The sequence below is a fragment of the Seohaeicola sp. genome (assembly GCF_048006315.1).
GTDB lineage: Bacteria > Pseudomonadota > Alphaproteobacteria > Rhodobacterales > Rhodobacteraceae > Seohaeicola.
The window spans coordinates 100993-122625 of the sequence record NZ_CP180350.1 but is presented as its reverse complement, the minus strand read 5'-3'; the positions used below and the strand labels follow the sequence as shown (position 1 = coordinate 122625).

The 21633-nt window shown below is 59.4% G+C and carries 22 protein-coding genes and 1 pseudogene; 17 read left to right on the top strand and 6 right to left on the bottom strand.

What is annotated here, in order from left to right; all coding sequences use genetic code 11:
- The first annotated feature begins 233 nt into the window (after positions 1 to 233).
- From ACMUJL_RS00775 to ACMUJL_RS00720, 12 genes and pseudogenes are all read left to right on the top strand, one after another.
- Complete coding sequence (locus ACMUJL_RS00775; RefSeq protein ID WP_375571146.1) at positions 234 to 1283, top strand: ABC transporter ATP-binding protein; 1050 nt, start codon at positions 234 to 236, stop codon at positions 1281 to 1283.
- Entirely contained in the window at positions 1280 to 2146 is an 867-nt protein-coding gene (locus tag ACMUJL_RS00770) for an ABC transporter permease (protein WP_068289985.1), read from the top strand. Before ACMUJL_RS00775 ends, ACMUJL_RS00770 begins: the two co-directional genes overlap by 4 nt.
- 3 nt (positions 2147 to 2149) lie before the next feature.
- Positions 2150 to 3001: an ABC transporter permease gene (locus ACMUJL_RS00765; protein WP_068289986.1), complete on the top strand. Its 852-nt coding sequence runs from the start codon at positions 2150 to 2152 to the stop codon at positions 2999 to 3001.
- Positions 2998 to 3714 carry an SDR family NAD(P)-dependent oxidoreductase gene (locus tag ACMUJL_RS00760; protein ID WP_068289987.1) on the top strand — a complete coding sequence of 239 codons (717 nt, stop codon included), beginning with the start codon at positions 2998 to 3000 and terminating at the stop codon, positions 3712 to 3714. The genes ACMUJL_RS00765 and ACMUJL_RS00760 overlap by 4 nt, the downstream gene beginning before the upstream one ends.
- On the top strand, positions 3711 to 4466 hold the full coding sequence (locus ACMUJL_RS00755) for an SDR family NAD(P)-dependent oxidoreductase (protein WP_375571153.1): 756 nt from the start codon (positions 3711 to 3713) through the stop codon (positions 4464 to 4466). The genes ACMUJL_RS00760 and ACMUJL_RS00755 overlap by 4 nt, the downstream gene beginning before the upstream one ends.
- A 65-nt stretch (positions 4467 to 4531) precedes the next feature.
- On the top strand, positions 4532 to 5755 hold the full coding sequence (locus ACMUJL_RS00750) for an ABC transporter substrate-binding protein (RefSeq protein WP_068289990.1): 1224 nt from the start codon (positions 4532 to 4534) through the stop codon (positions 5753 to 5755).
- Between the two features lie 73 nt (positions 5756 to 5828).
- Positions 5829 to 6935 carry an ABC transporter ATP-binding protein gene (locus ACMUJL_RS00745; protein ID WP_068289993.1) on the top strand — a complete coding sequence of 369 codons (1107 nt, stop codon included), beginning with the start codon at positions 5829 to 5831 and terminating at the stop codon, positions 6933 to 6935.
- Positions 6936 to 6945: 10 nt separating this feature from the next.
- Positions 6946 to 8298 carry an amidase gene (locus ACMUJL_RS00740; protein WP_375571156.1) on the top strand — a complete coding sequence of 451 codons (1353 nt, stop codon included), beginning with the start codon at positions 6946 to 6948 and terminating at the stop codon, positions 8296 to 8298.
- Between the two features lie 42 nt (positions 8299 to 8340).
- Positions 8341 to 9243, top strand: a complete 903-nt coding sequence (locus ACMUJL_RS00735; protein WP_375571158.1) for a polysaccharide deacetylase family protein — start codon at positions 8341 to 8343, stop codon at positions 9241 to 9243.
- Between the two features lie 58 nt (positions 9244 to 9301).
- A complete protein-coding gene (locus tag ACMUJL_RS00730) occupies positions 9302 to 9607 on the top strand; it encodes a hypothetical protein (protein ID WP_068290000.1) in 306 nt (101 codons plus the stop codon).
- Complete coding sequence (locus tag ACMUJL_RS00725) at positions 9604 to 10560, top strand: CobW family GTP-binding protein (RefSeq protein WP_375571160.1); 957 nt, start codon at positions 9604 to 9606, stop codon at positions 10558 to 10560. The genes ACMUJL_RS00730 and ACMUJL_RS00725 overlap by 4 nt, the downstream gene beginning before the upstream one ends.
- Before the next feature lie 153 nt (positions 10561 to 10713).
- Positions 10714 to 11204, top strand: a pseudogene (locus ACMUJL_RS00720) (IS5 family transposase); the annotation flags it as partial.
- Positions 11205 to 11254: 50 nt separating this feature from the next.
- On the opposite strand, the gene ACMUJL_RS00715 reads toward ACMUJL_RS00720, so the two are convergent.
- Both ACMUJL_RS00715 and ACMUJL_RS00710 read right to left on the bottom strand, forming a co-directional pair.
- On the bottom strand, positions 11255 to 11959 hold the full coding sequence (locus ACMUJL_RS00715; protein WP_375571162.1) for an IS6 family transposase: 705 nt from the start codon (positions 11957 to 11959) through the stop codon (positions 11255 to 11257).
- 136 nt (positions 11960 to 12095) lie between these two features.
- Complete coding sequence (locus ACMUJL_RS00710; RefSeq protein ID WP_375571164.1) at positions 12096 to 12314, bottom strand: hypothetical protein; 219 nt, start codon at positions 12312 to 12314, stop codon at positions 12096 to 12098.
- A gap of 350 nt (positions 12315 to 12664) precedes the next feature.
- Here ACMUJL_RS00710 and ACMUJL_RS00705 point away from each other — a divergent pair, with 350 nt between their 5' ends.
- The gene (locus ACMUJL_RS00705; protein WP_375571166.1) at positions 12665 to 13732 is read left to right on the top strand and encodes an integrase core domain-containing protein; all 1068 of its coding nucleotides are present in this window, start codon (positions 12665 to 12667) and stop codon (positions 13730 to 13732) included.
- Between the two features lie 658 nt (positions 13733 to 14390).
- Entirely contained in the window at positions 14391 to 15557 is a 1167-nt protein-coding gene (locus ACMUJL_RS00700) for a sigma-54 interaction domain-containing protein (RefSeq protein ID WP_375571168.1), read from the top strand.
- A 12-nt stretch (positions 15558 to 15569) separates the two neighbouring features.
- On the opposite strand, the gene fliD is transcribed toward ACMUJL_RS00700, so the two are convergent.
- The 3 genes from fliD to ACMUJL_RS00685 all read right to left on the bottom strand — a co-directional run bounded on the left by fliD (position 15570) and on the right by ACMUJL_RS00685 (position 19286).
- A complete protein-coding gene (gene fliD, locus ACMUJL_RS00695) occupies positions 15570 to 17180 on the bottom strand; it encodes a flagellar filament capping protein FliD (RefSeq protein ID WP_375571170.1) in 1611 nt (536 codons plus the stop codon).
- Between the two features lie 72 nt (positions 17181 to 17252).
- Positions 17253 to 18491: a flagellar motor protein MotB gene (locus ACMUJL_RS00690; RefSeq protein ID WP_416914070.1), complete on the bottom strand. Its 1239-nt coding sequence runs from the start codon at positions 18489 to 18491 to the stop codon at positions 17253 to 17255.
- Between the two features lie 33 nt (positions 18492 to 18524).
- Positions 18525 to 19286 carry a motility protein A gene (locus ACMUJL_RS00685; RefSeq protein WP_375571172.1) on the bottom strand — a complete coding sequence of 254 codons (762 nt, stop codon included), beginning with the start codon at positions 19284 to 19286 and terminating at the stop codon, positions 18525 to 18527.
- 206 nt (positions 19287 to 19492) lie between these two features.
- On the opposite strand from ACMUJL_RS00685, the gene ACMUJL_RS00680 reads away from it, so the two are divergent.
- The 3 genes from ACMUJL_RS00680 to ACMUJL_RS00670 all read left to right on the top strand — a co-directional run bounded on the left by ACMUJL_RS00680 (position 19493) and on the right by ACMUJL_RS00670 (position 21135).
- Complete coding sequence (locus ACMUJL_RS00680; RefSeq protein WP_375571174.1) at positions 19493 to 19984, top strand: DUF1566 domain-containing protein; 492 nt, start codon at positions 19493 to 19495, stop codon at positions 19982 to 19984.
- A gap of 105 nt (positions 19985 to 20089) precedes the next feature.
- Positions 20090 to 20479 carry a hypothetical protein gene (locus tag ACMUJL_RS00675; protein WP_375571176.1) on the top strand — a complete coding sequence of 130 codons (390 nt, stop codon included), beginning with the start codon at positions 20090 to 20092 and terminating at the stop codon, positions 20477 to 20479.
- On the top strand, positions 20476 to 21135 hold the full coding sequence (locus tag ACMUJL_RS00670; RefSeq protein WP_375571178.1) for a hypothetical protein: 660 nt from the start codon (positions 20476 to 20478) through the stop codon (positions 21133 to 21135). The genes ACMUJL_RS00675 and ACMUJL_RS00670 overlap by 4 nt, the downstream gene beginning before the upstream one ends.
- On the opposite strand, the gene ACMUJL_RS00665 is transcribed toward ACMUJL_RS00670, so the two are convergent.
- Positions 21121 to 21603, bottom strand: coding sequence for a hypothetical protein (locus ACMUJL_RS00665; protein WP_375571180.1), 483 nt, complete (start codon positions 21601 to 21603; stop codon positions 21121 to 21123). The genes ACMUJL_RS00670 and ACMUJL_RS00665 overlap by 15 nt on opposite strands.
- Between the last annotated feature and the right edge of the window lie 30 nt (positions 21604 to 21633).

The following is a 21633-nucleotide window of genomic DNA, read 5'->3' as shown; positions in this document are numbered from 1 at the left end:
AAATAACCCAATTCACGTAGCATATTTCCACTTTTGGTGGAATTTTTCAGAGATAACTCTGAAAAGATGACTCTTGCTATAAAAGCCAATCAGTCATTTCATACGTTATACATTTTGTGACGGGGCGCTTTCAATGCGCCCCGATGCGGGCCACACAGCTCGACCGCGGCCTGCCTTCACAACAAAAAGAGGGCTCTATGACGCAAAGCGACCCCATATTTCGGCTGGAGGGTGTGACGCGCAGATATGGCAATCTGACTGCGCTCGACGGCATCGATTTCGTAGCCGAGGACAACAGCTACATCGCGCTTCTGGGGCCATCGGGTTCGGGCAAGACCTCACTGCTGCGCGTGATCGCCGGATTTGAGACGCCTGACAAAGGCCGCATCTGGTTTCAGGGGCGCGACATCACCGATTTGCCCGCACATGAGCGCGGGATCGGTTTCGTCTTCCAGAACTTCGCCCTGTTTCCACATCTGACCATCTTCGAAAACGTGGCCTTTGGCCTGCGCCACGGCGCAACCAAGGTGCCGGACGCCGAGATCACGGATCGCGTCAGGGCGTCGATCGACATGGTGGGCCTGTCCGGCCTGGAAGACCGCAACCCCGATCAGATCTCCGGCGGACAGAAACAGCGCGTGGCACTGGCAAGGTCGCTGGTGATGCAGCCCAAGCTGGTACTGCTGGACGAACCGCTGGGCGCGCTTGACGCCAACCTGCGCGAACGGATGCAGACCGAACTGCGCGCGATCCGCGAAAGGCTTGACGTGACCTTCCTCCACGTGACCGGCAGCGAGACCGAAGCGCTGGCAATGGGCGACAGGGTCGCGGTCCTGGACGCAGGCCGGATCATTCAACACGGCACGCCGGATTCGATATATGACAGCCCCGCCGTCTCGGATGTGGCGCAGTTTCTCAACCGTTTCAACATGTTCGAGGGCAGCCTGAAAGATGGTATGTTCCACGGCGCTTTCGGTGCGGTGTCCGTAGCTTCGGCGCGGCCGAACGACACCGATGTCTACGCAATACGGTATGACCGCACCCGGATCTTCGACGCGGATGCCTCCGACTTGCCGGGCCCTGCGCTGCCCGTCCGTTACCTGGCCAGCGAATACCTGGGGTCCTCCATCATCTTTCTGTTCGAAACAGCGGACCACAAGACGGTCGAGGTCGATCACCACCTCAGCCTGGGTGAGCCGCGCGATCTGACAGTCGGGCAGAATTACGTTCTCTCATGGGATCCCGCACAGGCGATCGTATTCGGCAAGGAGTCCGCAAGATGAGTGCCGCAAGTACCAACAGGCAAAAGACAAACACGTTCCGGCTGCTTGCCCCCGGCGTCGTCTGGATGATCCTGTTCCTGGTCGCACCGATCATGATGATCGTCTACGTATCGTTCTGGACGCAGACGACCTTTGCGATCAATTCGACCCTGACCCTGGACAGCTGGCGGAATTTTTTCGCCTCCGAGGCATATGTCGGAGCGCTTTGGACGACGATCCGGCTGTGGCTGATCGTACTGACCCTGACATTCGTGATCGGATACCCCGCAGCCCTCTACGTGGGCCTTCTGGTCAAGAGCAAGACAGTCTCGACCGTGTTGCTGGTGCTCTGCGTCATCCCCTTCTGGACCTCGTTCCTGATCCGCGTGCTGGCATGGCGGCCCATGCTGGGCAAGGAAGGGGCCATCAACATCATCCTGCAGAAAGTCGGCCTGATCGATACGCCGATCGAAGTACTGCTGTTTTCCGAACTCTCCGTCATCATAGGCATGACGCAGATCTACGTCGTCTTCATGGTGGGCCCCATCGCCTTCATGCTGGGCCGGATCGACCGCAACATCATCGAGGCCGCGCGCGACCTGGGTGCAGGTTTCGGGCGCATCTTCTGGAAGATCATCTTTCCGCTCAGTCTTCCCGGTGTTGTCGTCGGAGCCATCTTCGTCAGCGTGATGGTGCTGGGCGAATTCGCCACCTCCGGCGCGCTGTCCGGGCGCAAGGTGAACCTGCTGGGCAACATCATCGTGACCCAGGTGGGATCGCTGAAATGGGCCATGGCATCGGTTGTCGGGGTGATCCTGACCATCCTGCTGGGCATCGTCGTTGCAGGTTTCCTGCGCATCGTCGATCTGAAACGGGAGATTTGAGTGATGGAATCCAAGGTTCTGAAGCCCATCCTTGCCGTCTATGTCGGCCTTTTCATCCTGTTCCTCTATGGTCCCTTCATCGTGCTGGGCATCCTGTCCTTCCAGCAGGGTCCCGAAGGCGGGCCGCAGTTTCCGATCCTCTCATGGTCCACCTACTGGTATCAGCACCTCTTCGGTCTGACCCCGCCATCGCGTATCGCGCCCCTGCCCGTCGGTGAGGCACTGGTGCGTTCGCTGACACTGGCCTTCATGACCATGGTCACCGCCACCGTTCTGGGCGTCATGGCCGCGCAGGCCTTCCGCAAACGGTTCCGTGGCGCGGGCGTCGTATTCTACCTGATCGTTCTGGGCATGATGGTGCCGGGCGTGCTGACCGGCCTTGGCACCTCGCTTCTGGCCAACAACGTCGTCGGGATCGAGCGTCACTGGTGGAGCACCGCCTTCCTGGCGCATGTGGTCTATACCTTCCCCTTCGCTTTTCTGGTGATGCTGGCGATCCTCAACCGCTTTGACGGCTCTGTCGAGGAAGCGTCCTGGTCGCTGGGTGTCTCGCCCATCACGACATTTCGCAAGGTGACCTTCCCGCTGATCTTTCCGGGGGTCCTGTCGGCAATGCTGTTTGCCTTCACCCTCAGCTTCGACGAATTCCCGCGCACGCTGTTCGCCTCTGGCCGCGATCAGACATTGCCGCTGGCGATCTATGGCACCTTCTCGGTCGAGATCCACCCGAACATCTTTGCCTTCGGCGTGATGACGACCCTGTTCTCCTTCGCGCTGCTGTCGGTCTACGGGATCCTCATGGGCCTGAGCGTACGGCGGGCAAAGAAAATGGCCATGCAGGAAGACATCGCATGAATACGGTCATCGTCACAGGCGCGGGATCGGGTATCGGCCTTGCCGTTGCCACCAAGCTTGCAGGGCTGGGCTACAACGTGGTCGTCAATGACTACAACGAGCAGTCCGCGAAAGAGGCTGCTGAAAGGATCGGCGGCCTGCCGGTACAGGGCGATGTGTCACAAGAGGCAGATGTGGCCCGCATGCTCGAGGTCTGCATCGCCGCATTCGGGGCCCCGACCCATCTGGTCAACAACGCAGGCCACGTGCACCAGTCTCGATTTGTCGATCTGGAACCTGCCGATTTCGATCGCATGATCGCGGTCCATATGCGCGGCACGTTCCTGTGCACTCGCGCGGTCCTGCCCCACATGATTGCCCGGAAATCCGGATGCGTGGTGAACATGGCATCCCAACTCGGCCAGATCGGGGGGGTGGAACTGGTCCACTACTCCGCCGCGAAGGCAGGCATCATCGGCATGACCAAGGCGCTGGCCCGCGAGGTGTCGAAACAGGGCGTGCGGGTCAACGCGGTCGCGCCAGGCCCGATCAACACGCCGCTGGTGCGTGCACTGTCGCAGGAGTGGCGCGCTGCAAAGGCGGCAGAGCTGCCGCTGGGCCACTTCGGAGAGCCCGAAGATGTCGCCGAAACCGTTGCATTTCTGTGTTCAGACGCGGCGCGCATCTATGTGGGCCAGACCCTGTCACCAAATTCGGGAGACGTAATGCTATGACATCAGTTGCACTGATCACGGGTGCCGGGATCGGCATCGGGCGCGCCACCGCCAAGGCCCTTGCGGCGCGTGGTGATCATGTTGTGGTCACCGACGTTCTTGAGGACGATGGCCGCAGCGTTGTGCAGGAAATCCGCAAGGCCGGGGGCGAGGCGGAGTTTCAGCATCTCGACGTGCGAGACACCGATCGTGCCAATGCCGTCGTCAAGGATATCGAAACCCGTTTCGGCAGGATCGACACGATCGTTGCCAATGCAGGGATCGCGCATCGTGTCCCGCTTGAACAGCTGACCGATGAAAAATGGGATCATACATTCGACATCGATCTCAAGGGTATGCTGCGCGTCATCCGGCCAGCTGCGCCAGGCATGAAGGCCCGCGGCAGCGGCACGATCATCTGCCTGTCGTCGATCATGGGTGTCGCCTATGGTTGGGACGAACATGTGCACTACTCCTCCGCCAAGGCCGGCGTGGTCGGCCTGGTGCGCGGCCTTGCTGTCGAATTAGGCCGCAATGGCGTGCGGGTAAACGGCGTGGCGCCGGGATACATCCGCACCGCACAGCTTTTGTCCGAGAAACACTCCCTTGGACCCGAGGGCGCCAAGACAGTCGGCGATATCGTGCCACTGGGCCGCATCGGGCTACCGGATGACATCGCGGATGTCGTCGCATTCCTCGCGTCGGACTCCGCAAGGTATCTGACGGGTCAGGTCATTACCGTGGACGGTGGGCTTATGGTCGGGCGCTACTGAACACGCAAGGAAGGGCAACCTTCCCAAACATCAAGGACGAAACGACCTCAACAAGGAGAAGACAAGTGACACACTCAAATTTCTCAAGGCGTAACTTTCTAAAGACCACTGCGGGCGGCGCCGCGCTGGCGGCTGGCGGCATGCCATTCCTTGGCGCACAGCAGGCCTTTGCCGCGAACCTGGGCAGCCAGGAGTTGCGGACCGTGGGTCTGTCGGTGACCGTTCAGGAACGTATCCTCAACGACTTCAAGGAAAAGTCCGGTGTCGGCTCGGTCAATGGCAAGGCGGACATCTTCCCCAACACGCAAACCGAGATCCTGTCCGGTTCGGACGCCTACGATTGCTGGGAAATCATCGGCGAACGTCTTGCCGCAATGGTTGCCACGGACAAGCTGGCGCCCGTCGCTGCTGCTGATCTGAAAAACTGGGCCGGCATTCGTGAAACCTTCACTAAACCGTCGGACCGCTGGGCGCTGAACCAGCAGATCGTCGGCCAGATCTGGGAAGACGAAAGCCAGACGCGCCTGAACATGGTGCCGACGGTCTACAACTACGACTCCATCGGCTATCGTCCCGATCTGGTGGATGCGGAAGAAGCCTCCAACTGGTCTTCGCTGTTCGACCCCAAGTTCAAGGGCAAGACAGGTCTGAACGTGGACCCGCTGATCGCCTTCGGCCAGGCCGTTCTGGCGATGAACGAACTGGGCCTTCTGGACGTGGCCAACCCCGGAAACCCGGATGCAGCCTCAATCGAAGAAGCCGCCAAATTCCTGATTTCCAAGAAGAAAGAAGGGCAGTTCCGTGCGCTTTGGGGTGACTTCGGCGAACTGGTGAACCTGCTGGCCTCGGGCGAGATGGTCATTGCGGACGCATGGCAGCCTGCAGTGATGGCCGTCAAGGCGCAGGGGGTCGAATGCTCCTATGCCACGATGAAGAGCGGCTATCGCGGCTGGTCGATCGGGATTTCCCCGCTCAAGACCTCGCCGAACCTCGAAGCGGTTGCGGCCTATGCCGACTACTGGTTGTCCGGTCCGCCCGCCATCGCCGTGTCCGAGCAGGGCTACTACTCGCCCACCACGAACGTGAAGAACGTGATGGATCCCGACAAGTACGCCTTCTGGTACGAGGGCAAGCCATGGGTCGGCGCGACCGAGCGTGGCATCAAGGAAGGCGATCTGCGCGACGGCGGCTCGCTGGAAGAGCGCGCAGCAAACGTGGCCTACTGGCACCAGTGGCCGGATGAATACGACCTGCTGATCCAGAAGTGGGACGAGTTCCTCTCTGCGTAAGTCGACATTGGTTCAGCCGGCCCGCCCGGCTGAACCACCCCTTCCCTTTTCCCAGGAACAGGACGCATTTCCCTTGGCCTACGATCTTCAGCTCACAAACGTCTACAAGACCTATGACAATGGAACACCGGCCGTCATCGACTTCAACCTGGACGTCGAGAAAGGGGAATTCATTGCATTCCTGGGACCTTCCGGCTGTGGCAAATCGACGACCCTGCGGATGATTTCCGGGTTCGAGACGGTCACATCGGGCGATCTGATGATCCGCGGCAAACGCGTGAACGACCAACTCCCCGAGAAGCGCCCCACCTCGATGATCTTTCAGAACTACGCGCTTTTCCCGCATATGAATGTGCGCCAGAACGTGCTCTTCGGCCTTGAGGTCAAGAACATGCCGCGCGCAGAGGCCAACCGAAAGGTTGACCAGATCCTCGACAAGCTTGGCCTGAGCGGGATTGCCGAAATGCCCACCGCGCGCCTGTCGGGGGGACAGCGCCAGCGCATCGCGCTGGCCCGTTCTCTGGTCGTCGAACCGGACATCCTGCTGCTGGACGAACCCCTTGGCGCGCTCGACGCGAACCTGCGAAAAAGCATCCAGAACGAATTGAAACTTCTGCAGCGCGATCTCGGGATCACCTTCGTTTTCGTGACGCACGCTCAGTCCGAAGCCCTGGCCCTATCCGACCGCATCGTGGTGATGAACGCCGGCCGCATCGAACAGGTCAGCCCCCCGCGCGAACTTTACACCCGGCCCAGCAGCCAGTTCGTCGCCCGTTTCATCGGCTCGAACACGATCCTGCCGGGAACCGTCAAGGCACGCGAGGATGGCAATGTCATACTGGAAACGGCTTTCGGCATACTGGGTGGCGCGAACCGTGCCGGGATCGACGCCCATGATGGCCGCGAAATGAGCATCATACTGCCCGCCGAGGCGGTGGACCTGGTTCCCGCCGATGTACCCGAAGACGAGATGCGCGCAAACTTTGGCTCGAACACCATCCCCTGCACCATCGAAAGGCTGCAGATCGTGGGGCATATCATGCACATGATCGTCAGCTTCGTCGACGGCAGGAAGATCAATGTCGAAGGACATGTGGACAAGTACCGCGATCGACTGAAGGCAGGAGGGCGCGCGTTTGTCGCGTGGAAATCCGCAAATGCCACCGTGATCGACCACTAGGGGAAATTCGATGTCGCACATCACGGCACAGGCAATATCTGAAGGTCTGCGATCGGGGAAACTCGATCCGGTCACCTTGACCGAAGAGGTCTATGATCGGCTGGAGCGTCACGCCGACGACGCGATCTACATCGAAACCACCCGTGACAGGGCGATGGCAGAGGCACAGGCCTCCCGCCTGCGGTTCAAGTCCGGGTTGCCCGCCAGCCCGCTGGACGGTGTTCCCGTGGCATGGAAGGATCTTTTCGACCTGAAAGGTCGCATCACCACTGCCGGGGCCACGGTCACCAGGACAGACCCACCCGCGACCGCCGACGCGCCAGTCATCGCGACGGCCCATAGGGCCGGCATGATCACGACAGGCACGGTGAACATGACGGAATTCGCCTATTCCGGCATCGGCCTGAACCCGCATTACGGCACGCCGCGCAACGTCCATGCGCCGGCCGGGCAACGACGCAGCCCCGGCGGATCATCCTCAGCCTCGGGCGTGGTCGTCTCCGCAGGCATCGTCCCGATCTCGATGGGATCGGACACCGGGGGCTCGGTCCGCATACCGGCCTCTTTCAACGGCGTGGTGGGTTACAAGACCTCGGCAGGATGCTATCCGATGGGCGGCGTCTATCCCCTTGCCAGATCCCTCGACACGATTGGCCCACTGGCCCACACGGTCGCCGATTGCGCGCTGTTCGACGCGGTGTTGCGCGGAAAGGACACCCCCGAGGCGCAGGCCGCGCGACCCGACACATTGTCCTTCGTCATCCCTGACGAGATCCTGCTGGATGGGCTTGCGCCTTCGGTTGCAGCCAATTTCGACGCCACCGTGGCAAGGCTCGAAGCCGCTGGGGCGCGGATTACGCGCATCTCGCTGCCCGAATTGTCTGAACTTACCGAACTCATTGCACAGCACGGTTTTCTGGCCGGTGCGGAGGCGCTGGTGGTCCACCAGGATCGGGTGCACGGTCCTGCCGCCGCACAGATGGATGCCCGCGTCGTGCGGCGCATCAGACTGGCCGAAAGCATGAGCGCGGTCGACATATTGATGCTGCAACAGGCCAGGGTGCGCACCATGGCGTCGACCGCGGCCCGGATCGGCGCCTCGATCGTGCTTTGCCCGACCACCGCCACCACCGCGATGGAAATAGGCCCGCTGGAAGCAGATCAGGAGGTCTTCTTTCACCACAACGGCCTGACACTGCGCAACACCTCCTTGGGCAACTTCCTGGATTGGTGCGGCGTTTCCATTCCCAACGGCACCGATGCCGATGGCATGCCGACAGGCTTCCTGCTGTCGGCACCGACCGGTCAAGACACAGCCCTGCTATGCGCAGCCCTTGGCTGCGAAGAGATCATCCGCGGCTAGCGCCGCCCCGACACCGACTGACACAACGAAGAGGAGACCAAAATGACCAAGAAAATCTACTGTGCCTTCGGCACCGATATCGACTCTGTCGCGGGCCAGATTGGCTCCTATGGTGGTGGCGATTCACCCAACGACATCCAGCGCGGCATCTTCGCGACCGAAGTCGGCGTGCCGCGCCTGCTGCGCCTGTTCAAGAAATACGAGATGCGGACGTCCTTCTTCATCCCCGGCCATTCCCTCGAGACGTTCCCGAAAGAAATGGACATGATCGTCGAGGCAGGCCACGAGATCGGCGCACATGGCTATCTGCACGAGAACCCGGTGGCCATGACCCCCTCGCAGGAGGAAGATGTTCTGGTCAAGTCCATCGAACTGATCAAGAAACTGACCGGCGAAGCGCCAAAGGGCTATGTTGCGCCCTGGTGGGAAATGTCCAACGTGACCGCGTCCCTGCTGGGCAAATACGGCTTTTCCTACGACCACAGCCAAAGCTACCGTGACTTCCAGCCGTTCTACGCCCGCGTCGGCGACGAATGGAATGTGATCGACTATTCCAAGACCGCCGGGGAATGGATGCATCCGCTCAAGCACGGCAAGGAGATCGACCTCGTCGATATCGGCGCGAACTGGTATGTCGACGACCTGCCGCCGATGATGTTCATCAAGAACGCCCCCAATAGCCACGGCTTTGTCAGCCCGCGCGATATTGAGCAGATGTGGAAGGACCAGTTCGACTGGGTCTACCGCGAGATGGACTACGGTGTGTTCCCGATCACCATTCACCCCGACGTCGCCGGCCGTCCGCAGGTTCTGCTGATGCTGGAGCGTCTGATCGACTATATCAACGGCCATTCGGGCGTCGAATGGGTGGATTTCAACACCATCGCGGATGACTTCCGCAAGCGCTTCCCCTTCGACAGCGACAAGCGCCCCGAAGTGATCTGAACCGGCAAAGGGGGCAGCGCCAGCGCGCTGCCCCTCTGCCACAGGACGAGGTTGTCAGATGTGCAACGCATGCGGGTTCCCGACACGTCCCGGCCACTGGACCGATGCCGGCGCGGATAATGCGGGCGACAGATTGCGCCTGCAATTGCGCCGGGCCCAGGTTCTGAACAAACTTCTCAAGGGCTATGGATTCACTGCGCGCCCCCCCGGACACGCGCCCGGCTTTGCGCTGTCTTCCTTTTCCGGTCGTACGACGATCCTGCCCGACCTGGAAGCAGTCTGGCAGGAAGCCGCGCGACAACTGGGCCATCCGATCGACCCGCTCGACCCGCGGTTCACAGCCCAGGCCGACCCCGCCACATGACGCCCGCGCCTGACGATGGTCGCCTGCGGCTGACGATTCTTGGCGGCTACCTGGGATCCGGCAAGACGACATGGCTGCGCCACCAGCTTTTCGAGGGCGCCTTCGGCAAGGCGCATATTCTTGTGAATGAAGCGGCTGAAACGCCGGTGGACGATACGCTGCTGTCGTCACAAGCCGCGGGCCTGACAATGCTGTCAGGCGGCTGCGCCTGCTGCACGGGCAAGGATGATCTTGTCGCCGCCCTGCGCAACCTGTGCGACCTGCGCAGCCGCCAGCGCCCTGAGGAACGCGACGCGGGCCAGATCGTTCTTGAAACCAGCGGCCTTGCCGATCCGGCAGCCATTCTCGACACCATCCGCCAGGACAGCGTGCTGGTGCATCATATCCGCGTGGCCGAGATCATCGTGCTCGTGGATGCCATGAACGCCGCCGAACAGTTGCGCACCGAATATCTTGGGCGGGCCCAGATCGAAGCCGCGGACAGGATCATCCTGACCAAGGTCGACGCCGTTCCAGACACAGTGCTTGCTACCGTTGTCGCGACCGTGCGCCACCTCAATCCGGGTGCCTCGGTCGAGGCGGCCGTGAAAGGTCAGCCCTTCAGCCTGCCCGACCTGCCCGTCGTGCCCCCCTATGATCTGCCACGGCTGGCGGATGGCGGCGCACCGATCCAGCCCACGAAAATCGACATTCCCGACGATGTGGACTGGGCAACGTTTTCCGTCTGGCTCTCGGCCCTTCTCTATGCGCGCGGCGATGACCTGGTCCGCGTCAAGGGCGTCTTTGAAACCCCAGCCGGTCCATTGCTGCTGCAGGCGGTGCGCAAGTCCGTCCAGCCGCCCGAACTACTTCCACCCGAGGCAGCCCATCGCCAGAACCAGATCGTTTTCATCGGACGCGGGTACAAGGGCGATGATCTGCGCCGATCGCTGGCGTATTTCACGCACGGCTAGGGTCAAGGCGTTGGCGCCAATTGAACCAAGTCAAGCAGCCCAACAAAACCTGATCGCGCCTGAACTCGCGCTCTGAGTTTTCTAGGCTCCAGATCCATTGGCCCACTTGAGGTTGTCAAGCTTGCATGAGTCACACTCCCAAATTTTGGGGGCATGAATAGCAATCTTTACTGGCTGACGGACGAACCAATGGCGCGGCTTCGACCGTTCTTTCCAAAGAGCCATGGCAAGCCGCGCGTGGATGACAGGCGCGTTTTGAGTGGAATAATATTCATCAATCGCAATGGCTTGCGGTGGTCCGACGCGCCGAAGGAATACGGACCGGCGAAGACCCTCTACAACCGATGGAAGCGGTGGGGGTGAGTGGCTGAACGCCACCGGTTCGAGAGAGGCCACGAACGGGGCGTCTTCGCCAGGATGATGGGAGGGTTGGCCTCTGAGGCGACAGTTCCGAAGACGGTGATGATCGACGCGACCTATCTCAAAGCACACCGCACGGCTTCAAGCCTTGGGTTGAAGAAGGGGGGCGCGGTCACCTGATTGGCCGAACCAAGGGTGGCATGAACACCAAATTGCATGCCGTCACAGATGAAAACGGCCGCCCGATCAGCTTCTTCATGAGCGCAGGCGAGACCAGCGATTGGTGCTGCCAGACTAATTCGAACTAGTCTCTGCTTGGACAGTGACGCTGTCCTTACGCCGCGCAAAGACCGCGCCACTCGGCGAGAGCGGCGGCGCGGTTCAGTTTGAAACTAGGTCGACTTGAGAGACTGCGTTCCTGATTGAAGTGGTTCGAAACAGAGGCGTGGACGGCGGCGAATTTCTGTAAACTTCGCATGCGCCTGAACCGCAACATCGCCCTCTCCCGTCGTCGAAACGGCAAGTGCGAATTCTCTGCCCTGTTGTTCGTCCACCGACCGGTTTCCTGGAGATCTGCTGCACCGAGTTCCTTCAGCGCCGCGCCATACGGTCGAAGCCTGTCCGTGACGATAACCTCCGGGCGACCATGCTTACGCATTGCTTTCCTTAGGAATTTCAACGCCGCCGCCTTATCACGCGTCTTCGTCACAAAGCTTTCTAAGACCTCGCCTTCGTGATCCACGGCCCGCCAGAGGTAGTGCCGCTCACCGTTGATCTTCACGAAGACCTCGTCCAGATGCCACCGCCAACGGCTGGATTTCATTCCGGAAATCCGGCGCTTTCGGATCTCGGCCGCGAACATCGGGCCGAACCGATGCCACCAATACCGCACAGCTTCATGGCTCACGTCGATGCCCCGTTCGTGCAGCAGATCTTCGACGTTTCTTAATGAAAGCGGAAACCGGATGTACAACATCACCGCCAGGCGGATGACATCAGGGCTCGTTTTGAAGTAGCGGAATGGAGAGCGTTTTATCATCCGGCGAAGTTATGCAACCGCCCTGCCCGTCTCAAGTCGGTTTGCTCTGACAACACCAACGAAACAGTCTCAGCCATCGATGCAGCCCCAAATGATCGTGACCAAGTCAATCATCCATCGCGGCGGCGCACAAGATTTATGATATCTTTCCTGAGGCTTCGTCGGCAAGCGGTGTGGCCGACTGCGCCGCCAGTGCAACAATCTGGTCCCATGTTTCCTCGGGCACATGGATCAATTCGTGCGCAGCTTGATGATGGTTGCGTTCGCGTTCACCGGGGATCTCGACCGCGGCAAAGCCCGGCGCAGGTGGGCAGTTGCGCAGCTCTGTCAAGATCGCTTCGGCAGCGGTTTGCATCGGTCGGAGGGAGCGGGTCTGGCACCCAACTCTCTCTTGCCCTAACCCATTGAAATAATTGATTAGAGTTTGTGCGCGTGGGCCATTCGGCCCAGGAGAGTCTGGCAGCCAAATGTGCTCAATTATCTTGGGGGAGAGGTATCATTGCGCTGCTCTGCGGCTTTCCAGATCGCATTCGCGCGGCTCTTCATGCTGGCAAAACCTCGACAGGTCCCCTGCCCCAGCTTGTTGGCGGCCATCAGCTGGCTCCGGCGTTTTTGGCTTCCCTGAGCGGGGTGCCAAAATGTAAGAAAGCCACATCACCTTGACATAGCAGCATTTTTTTAAACACCGCAGGGGAGCCCGGCAAGATGAATTCGACCTTATCCCTTCTTCTGGTCTTCCTGAACCAGTTCTTCATGCCGCGGCACAATGCGCAACTGAGACTGCTGAAGGCCCAGATCGCGATCTTGCGGGCTCGCATCCCGACGCAAAGGATCATCCTGTCGCCCGCAGAGAAAGCCGAACTCATTCGCATTGGAGCGGAGTTCGGTCACGAAATCGACGGGCTCATGGAAGTCGCCAAGCCCGCGACCTACAAGCGCTGGCTTGCCAAGATGCGCGGTGGCTGCCGTTTTCAGTCCGTAGGGCGGCCGCGTTTGACGCAAGAGTTGCGCGACGTCGTCATCCGCATCGGGTCTGAGAACTTCCTCTGGGGCTACAAGCGGATCGCTGGCGAGTTGAAAAAACTGGGGCTCTATGCCGGTGCCAATTCCGTCAAGCGCATCCTGAACGAGGCAGGCATCCACCCGAGCCCAGAGAGGGGCAAGAAGAAGCCGGCCCTGCCGTGGACCACCTTCATCCGGGCACACATGGAAACCATGGTTGCCTGCGACTTCTTTTCAAAGACCGTGTTTACGTTACGCGGGCCAAGGACGGCTTATGTGCTGATGTTCATCCATCTCGGCAGCCGCCGGGTATTCTGCACCGCCCCGACCTATGCCCCTGACTCGGCATGGGTGACCCAGCAGGCCCGCAACACTTTGATGTGGTGCGCTGAACAAGGGATCACGCCGGAGTTTCTGATCCGCGATGCCGACACCAAGTTCAGCGACAGCTTCGATACCGTCTGGGTGTCAGAGGGCGCTCGGGTCATCCAGATCCCTCACAGGGCGCCCGATGCAAATACCTTCGCAGAATCCTTCATCGGCACGATCAAGCGCGAATGCCTCGATTTCTTCGTCTGCTTCAGCCGATCCCAGCTCGATTACATCGTGCAGACTTGGGTACGCCACTACAATGTCGAGCGCCCGCATCGCGGACGGGACATCGGCAACAACGTGCTACAAGTCGATTTCCGGCCAACCCGTGACGGACCAATCCGCCGCAAACGCCAGCTTGGCGGCATCGTCACATCCTACACCCGCGAAGCCGCGTGAATATCCGATCCAATCAAACCAGAAGGAAGGATAAGGTCGAGTTGCTCTTGCCGGGTTCCACCGCAGACCTTAAAGAAATGGTATCGTGTCAACGTGATGGGTCGTGCCTACATTTTGGCACCCCTCTCAGATCGGGCCAAAGACGCTCGGTACAGCACGCAACAGAGACGGGCGACTCCCCAGAGGCGGAAGTGATCCGTTTGAACCGCCTGATTGCGCCAACCTTACCAGCCGGGCAGCCGCACGATCCACCCACGAGATCATGACGCGCGAACACCGTCGTGCCCATGTTTACAGTAGCGTTACGGCGTGGCTTCAAGCATGACATGCCGATCATTCAGTTGGCACCCTCCGCAAATAAACCGGAGCTATCCGGGCGGACACCACATCTTTGACTGACCCTTAAAAGAGAAATTTTTATCCCCTAATCGTAAATTTCTAACCTTAAGTATTGTTATCATCTTTTAGAAAAAAAAATAGACCAAAATTATTTCAACTGACTCTTTTGCAAAAAAATTTCACACTCCGTAATTCGCAGCGCCCACGCGTTCCTGATATGATGACGTGAGGGCACTTACCGCTGTAGCGACAGATTTCGTTTTCTCCCGAATGGTAACGGTATCGTGGAAAACGCAAATAGCAGGGGCAGCGAGGCAGGATGATATTGGAAAATGTAGTAAGAGATACATCGGCATCCTCCGATGTTGACGTAAAGCGTTCGTCCAATGCTGACGCGGACAAATCATCAAGTCTTATCGTGGGCATGTCGGCCTGCATGGTCGAGCTGCAAAAGCTGGTGGCAGTCGTGGCCCCATCTTTGGCCCCCGTGATATTGACTGGCGAAACCGGTGTCGGCAAAGACATCGTTGCGCAAGATATTCACCGTAAAAGCCAACGCTCTGGGCCATTCGTCGCGATCAACTGTGCCGCTATTCCGGCGGAACTTTTGGAATCCGAATTGTTCGGCTATGAAAAAGGTGCCTTTACCGGGGCCGATCGGGCGCGGGCAGGCCGGTTCGAAATGTCGAATGGTGGCACGCTGTTTCTTGATGAAGTGGGCGATATGCCGCTTGCGCTGCAATCCAAATTGCTGCGGACGCTTGAGAACCATTGCGTCCAAAAAATAGGCGGCGCGCGTGAGATCAAGCTTGACCTGCGGCTGATCTGCGCCACACACAAAAATGTCGAAGCAATGGTCGAAGATGGCCGCTTTCGCGCGGATCTGTATTATCGACTGGCGGCCTTTCCAATCGAAGTGCCGCCATTGTCCCAACGCAGCGACGATATCCCCGCCCTGCTCGATGCGATGATCGCGGCCTATCTTGATCGGCAGCCTGAGGCGCTTGCCCCGCGCTTTACGCCCTCGGCCATCGAGGCGCTTAAGGCGCATGGATGGCCGGGCAATGTGCGGGAATTGCGCAATGTGCTTGAGCGCGCTTTCGTGCTTTTCGCAGGCCGCGAGATTTCTGGAGAGCATGTGACCGAAAACCTGTTGCGGCTGCGCCTGCCCGGACCAAGCCCGAAGATCGAGCTTGACGCCCTATGGGAGGCGGCAGCGATCTTTGACAACACTATTTCGGAACCCATCGACGCACAGCTGCGCGCCTCGCCACCAGCGCCGGAGGATTTCCGCAACTGGTTCTTGCATCACGACGAAATCGATCTGCGCCGTTTCGTCCGCGATGTTGAGGTTGTTTTGATCGAGGCGGCGCTGACAGCCAAATCCGGTCTGGTCAGCCATGCCGCAGACGCCTTGAAGCTGCGCCGCACCACCTTGATCGAAAAAATGAAGAAACTTATGATCGAAAGACCAAATGCAGGCTGAGTGCCGGCAAACTCAGTCGCGCGAATTGTTCCACGCTTCCAGCATCGAGGTCAGATAGTCGCCAGTGCTTTTCAGCTGGGTGACAATGGATTCCATGGCCCCAAATTTTGCCATGTAGCGCTCGTTTATGCGGCTTTCGCTAAGAGACAGCTCCTCGATCATATCTTCGTGCTCGCGGACGTCTTGTTCGAACCGGGTGGTGCGCAGGGCGATGTCGCTGTTGGCGGCAAGGCTGTCATCCACGAAATTGCGCAAACGGTCGATCAGGCTTTCCCCGAAATAGACCGTTGCCGTGCTTGGCGCCGGGTCTGTCACCCGCAAAGTTACACCGCCGAATTCGCCGGTGATCTTGTAAAATTCGCGCACCCCGTCGACCGTTCGCGCGATCAGCGGCTCGCCATTCAAGGTTGCGGCATCAGCGGCGGTTTGTTCAAAGGTAAAGGCCCCCGCGGGCGGATCGCCAAAGCCCGCGCCCCTCACCGACACGCCCGGCGACGAGGTTGTTGTCAGGGATTGGAAAACAGCCCGGTATAGGGCTGGATCGCGCGCCATGGCGGCTTGGAAATCGGCGGTGTTGACAGACAGCGAACCATCCCGCTCGGTTCGGACACCAAGATTTGATAAAAAAACCGGCGTATCGCCAAAGCCTTCAAGCGGCGTTGTGGTTAAGGCGACAAGGTTGCGCGACAAGGCGGCAACCGCGGGGTCGGCGGCAAGCGGTCCGCTTTGGGCGCCGTTGATACCGCGCGTGGTTGCCTCCCGCAGGATCGATTGTGTCGCGTTGATCGCATCGACAAAGGCGCGCAGCTCTGCCTCGGCCAGATCGGGGTCTTCAAGGGCAACCACCTTGGCTGGGCTGGCCGTGGTTGCGTTCAGCGTTAAACTGAGCCCCGGCAAAAGATCGTCGATGGTATTGGACCTTCGCGTGACCGCAACCCCATCAACGCTGAGGGCCGCATCGCGCGCGGCGACAACCTCGTTCGAACCATCGGTTGTGTCCAATTGCGGCAAATCTGTCGAGGTCAGCCGAAGCGCATTTTGTGCGCCTGTCTCGGTCATCACGGCCAAGGAATAGTTGTTATTGCCCTTGTCGATGACCTGCGCCTTCACCCCCGTGATCGTCGAGAGTTGCGCGGCCAGATCGCTCAGCCCCTGCTTGTCATTCGTGAGTGTGACCGTCACCGGCGCGCGATCAGAGATGGTGAAATTGCCCGCATCCCAGCTGCCGAAATCCACACGCAAGCTGCCCGCACCAAGGGGCGCGTCCTCGCTGTTGAAGCCAGTAAATTCCAGAACCTGGCCCTGCGCAAGCGCTGTTACCTCAACCGATGCCGTGCGATTTTCAAGCGCGGTCAGATCGGAAATCGCCACCGATACCGCAGCAGAGGAAGAGGCCACGTCAAAGGCAAGGCCCGCCGAGCCGATGGCCATGGTGTTGCGCAAGCTTTCCATGCCTGCGCGCAGCTTGCCCATTTCAGAAATCGACAATTCAATTTTTTCCATGCGCGTCGATATCTGCGCGCGCTTGGGTTCGACCTCGGCGGCGGTCAAGCTCTCGACAAGCTGAGTGATGTTCAGCCCCGATCCCTTGCTGTTGAGCGCGCTGAGATAATCTACGGTCATCCGCCGTTTTCCTTTCGTCGTGTCCCATACATTAACGACAGGCTGCGGCCTGCGTTTACCGCTTTGGCGCAATCAATATTCGATCGAGATCTCGATCCGGCGATTGCGTTCGCGGCCGTCGGCTGTGTCATTGCTGTCGACGGGTTGGGTTTCACCGTAGCTTACGGCTTGCATCCGGCCCGGCTGCACCAGCCCCGTAGCCTCGATGGCCTGCACAACGCTTGCGGCGCGGGCAGCCGCCAAATCCCAATTGTCGCGGAAGACCCCGCCCCGGATCGGCACATTGTCGGTATGGCCTGCCACCACGATGGTGCTGGACTCGCCCATAGAGGTAAAGGCGATGCGGCTCATGATATCAAGCGCGGCCGAGGTCAGATCAGCCGAACCAGAGGGGAAAGCCCCTCCTGCCCCGACGGTGATCAGCACCTTGTCCTCTTGCTGCTCAACTTCAACCAACCCCTCGCCCAGCTCTTGGCGCAAGGCGACGGTCAACAAATCCCTAGCGATGGCGGCCTTGTCGGCACTTTCCTGAGCTTCGGCCATCTGTTGTTCAAGGCGCTCCAGCTCGGCTTGACCAAGGCTGGTTTCGGGCTGGCGCGCGGCGGCGGCAAGCTCGGCCAATTGCTGCTCAATACCGCCAAACAGCACCTCGCTGTCGGCCTTGCCACTGGCTTGGCGCGCTTCGGCAAGGGCGGCGAGGGTTTCTTCGATCAGGCTGGGAAGGTCTTTTTGCTCGGTATCTTCGGACGGGAAATTGATCACTACGTTCTCGCCAGCCATCTCGACCGAAACTTCGCCGGACTGAATGGCCTGTTGCAGCGCCTGGGCCAGCTCGGCGCCATCCATGGTGTCGGCTTGTGCGCCCGACTGCCCGTCCGGCGCCGTGTCTTGTTCACCGCCCGACCCTTCGGTGGTGCCATCGACACCCCGATCGCCGCCTTCGGGGGCCTCATCCTCATCGGTTTTGATCTCAAGCTCGGGCCGTTCATGTTCAGTCGTGTCTTGGGTCATCTCGTCGGTGACCGACGGGCTTGGCGAGGGGCTGAATTCCATCGAAATCACGGTCGTGCCCTTTGGCTGTTCAACCACGGGGATTTCACGCTGCACACCAAAGGCGTTCTGCAAGGAGCCAGAAATCTGCTTGAATTTCGGGGTGTTGAATTCGGCAAATGACAAGATGAGCACGAAGAACGCCATCAACAGCGTGGCCATGTCCGCAAAGGTCGCCATCCACGCGGGCGCCCCGGGGGGCGGACACTTTGGGCATTCCTCTTCTTCCGGTTCTTCAACCGCTTCGATTGCTTCGGCCATGGCTCAACTCCCCGCGTGCCGCATGCCCAGATGTCAGGCCGCGTCCAGCTTTGCCTGCAACTTCGGTGGCAAATTCGCCGCCATCTGATCTTGGATGTTGCGCGGGCTTTCGCTGCGCGCGATGCCGCGAAGCCCAGTGATCACCATTTCGCGGTAGCGTATTTCATAGGCCGTGAAGCCCTCTAGCTTGGTCAACATCGGCATGAAGATCACATTGGCAAGAAACGCGCCATACATCGTCGTCAACAAGGCCACCGCCATCGCCGGACCGATCGCTTTCGGGTCGGCCATGTTGCCCAACATCAAAACAAGCCCGATCAGCGTGCCGATCATCCCCATCGCAGGGGCGATATCGATCCACGCCTTGACCACGCCTTGATTGGCTTCATGACGCGCCTTCATGGATTTGATTTCTTGGGTCAGCTGGCTTACGAGCTTGTTCTCGTCGGCCCCGTCCACCAGCATTTGCAAACCCTTTTCAAAGAATTTATCTGGAACCTGCTGGCCTTCGAGGGCCATCATCCCGTCTTTGCGCGCAACCGCGGCGAGCTCAACCATACGAGTGATCAGCTGATCCATCTTTTTGATGGGCGGCAAAAATGCCTTGGCCATCGCGCCAAAGCTGCCAAGGTAAGTTCCAAGCGGCGCTGTATACATCGCTGCGAAAAAGGTGCCGCCAAAGACGATCAAGATCGAAGGCACATCGATGAAGGGCCCGATGCCCCCGCCCGAAAGCATGGCGCCGACGATCATGCCAATTGCACCGATAAGGCCAATCAGTGAACCGAGTTCCATTTATTCCACCTTTTTTAACGGGTTGGGCCCACTATCACCCTTCAAGAACCATACCATCTGGCGCAAATCGTCCCGTTGGGATCAACTTTTTCGTAGATTCTCGATTTCCTTGGCCACCAATTTCAGTCGAAAGGTCAGATTGACCCCTCAAGGCGGTTCTGGAACACTCATACCATCTTTTTAGAGGCGATTCCGTGACACGACGCATGATCATCATGGCATGGGCCGCAGCCATTGCTATGCTAATAACACCGCATTTCGCGGCCGCACAATATTATGAGCGCGACCATCTTGTAAAGGATCTCGCACTTGGGATCGAATGGATGCGGTGCAGTGTTGGGCAGCGTTGGGACCCGGAACAAGAAATCTGCTGGGGCGAAGCGGTCCGACTTAATCACGAAGAAATTGCGCAAGTGATTGAACAGGCCAATATCCAATTGGGTGAAGGCTGGCGGCTGCCCACCCTTGATGAGTTGCAGAGCCTGGTTTGCACCGCCTGCGAGCCGCCAAAGATCAACGCGTCGGTCTTTCCCAATACGATGTCAGAGCCTTACTGGACCGGAGAGCGAAATTTCATGTCGCCAAGAAACTTCTGGACGGTCAGCTTCATGACAGGCGATCGCTACGGTCGGTTCTTTCCCGATCAACGCATGATGGTGCGCTTGGCGCGTGATAATTCGCCGATGAGGCAACGCTGAGGTTTGATTTAAGCAAGCAACACTATATAAATACCAACTTGACCGTTTTAGTTTCGGAGCGGTTTGAAAGAAGCGCCGAAGCCGCAGATTGCAGGGTGATTGGACATGGCGGGAAACACGTCGACGGCATTGGTGGTTGTTCCACACGGCGAGGTTGCTCTCGCACGCAAAGAATCAAAGATCACTGATCCGCTTCGGTTGGTCAGGGATGATGTGCACCTCCATGACCGCGAGGAGGCTCGCAAATACCTGCCCGACATTCTTGGGCGGGCCTTGGCGCGGATCTGGATTGACCAATCTTTCGCACAGTCCTTTGCCTCGGACCCGAAAGCCACGCTTGAACAGGCCGGCGTCCACCTGCCCGATACCATGGGGATCGAGTTCGAAAAGGCCAGCAGCGACCGCCCCAAGATCATCGTCTACGATCAGCAGCCAAATTCAAAATTCCGCATGCGGGTGCTTTATTTGCAGCTTGTGATGATGGCCGGGAAATGATCAGGCTTGGCGCCATCGTGGTGGCGCTTGCCCTGACGACGGGTCCGGCTTTGACACAGATGCCGGACGAGGATGCGCAGTTCAACGCCGCCACCCAAGCTGTGCGCGATCGCGATTTTCGCCGTGCGGTTGCCTTGTTCGAACCGCTTGCCGAAGCTGACATTCCCGATGCGCAGTTCAATCTTGCCGTGCTGTTCCGGCAGGGCCGCGGACGGCCGCAAAACCATGTGGAAGCCTTATATTGGAGCGCGCTTGCCCTACTGTCGGACGGGGCTTATGCGCAAGACATGGTGGAGGAGTTGCTTGACAGCTTGCCGCCAAGCGCGCGCGAAGAGGTCGTGACACGCCTGCTTGATCGGCTCATGGCACAGGCGGATGCCGGACAGATTGATGCCCCCCGCAAACTGGCCCGCGTCTATACAGAGCTTATGGCCGAACCCGATGTAAGATTGGGCTATATCTGGTTCTCGATCTGCCACGCGCTGGGTAACAACCAATGCACCGAAGGGCGCGATGACGCCGCCGATGATATCGAGCCCGTAGACCTGATCGACATACAGATCGAAGCGGGCGAAATTTTCGCCGGGCTGCCGTTCGCGCGCCCCCCTGAGCCGGACAGCGCGGCCCCGATGGATCAAAGCTCAGTGCTGCGTTGATTGCGCCGCGACCCTGCTTGGTCCGTGAAAGCGCACCAGCGCCGCCGCATCCGCCAGATCAAGATCGCAGGTTCCTGAGATAGCGGCGGCATCATGCCCGACGCGCGCAAGATCGATTGCCTGTTCCAGCCGGTCTTGCGCATCACGTGGGATGGAGAGGTGATTGGGCGCATCCTTGCCGCGCAGTTCAACACGCATTTGGGCAAGATCGGCGCGGTAGCTTGCTTGAAACGCCGCCAGCTCTTCTCGCAGGGCGGCAATGATATCTTCTGATGTCAAACTCGTGTCTTTACGAGCGGTCAAGGGTTTAACAGCACTCAAAACCGCCATTCGCCGAGCTGTCTGGCCCTTGGGCCTGCGCGCGCGCCGGTGGCTCTTGCGGGTGATGACAAAGGCCACAGCCGCAATCGCAACAGCAACGAGGCCGCCCAAAGGCAGCCACAAGATCGATGGAATTTGGTCGGACATAAGATGCGCGCTCCCTTTCGCTTGGCACCC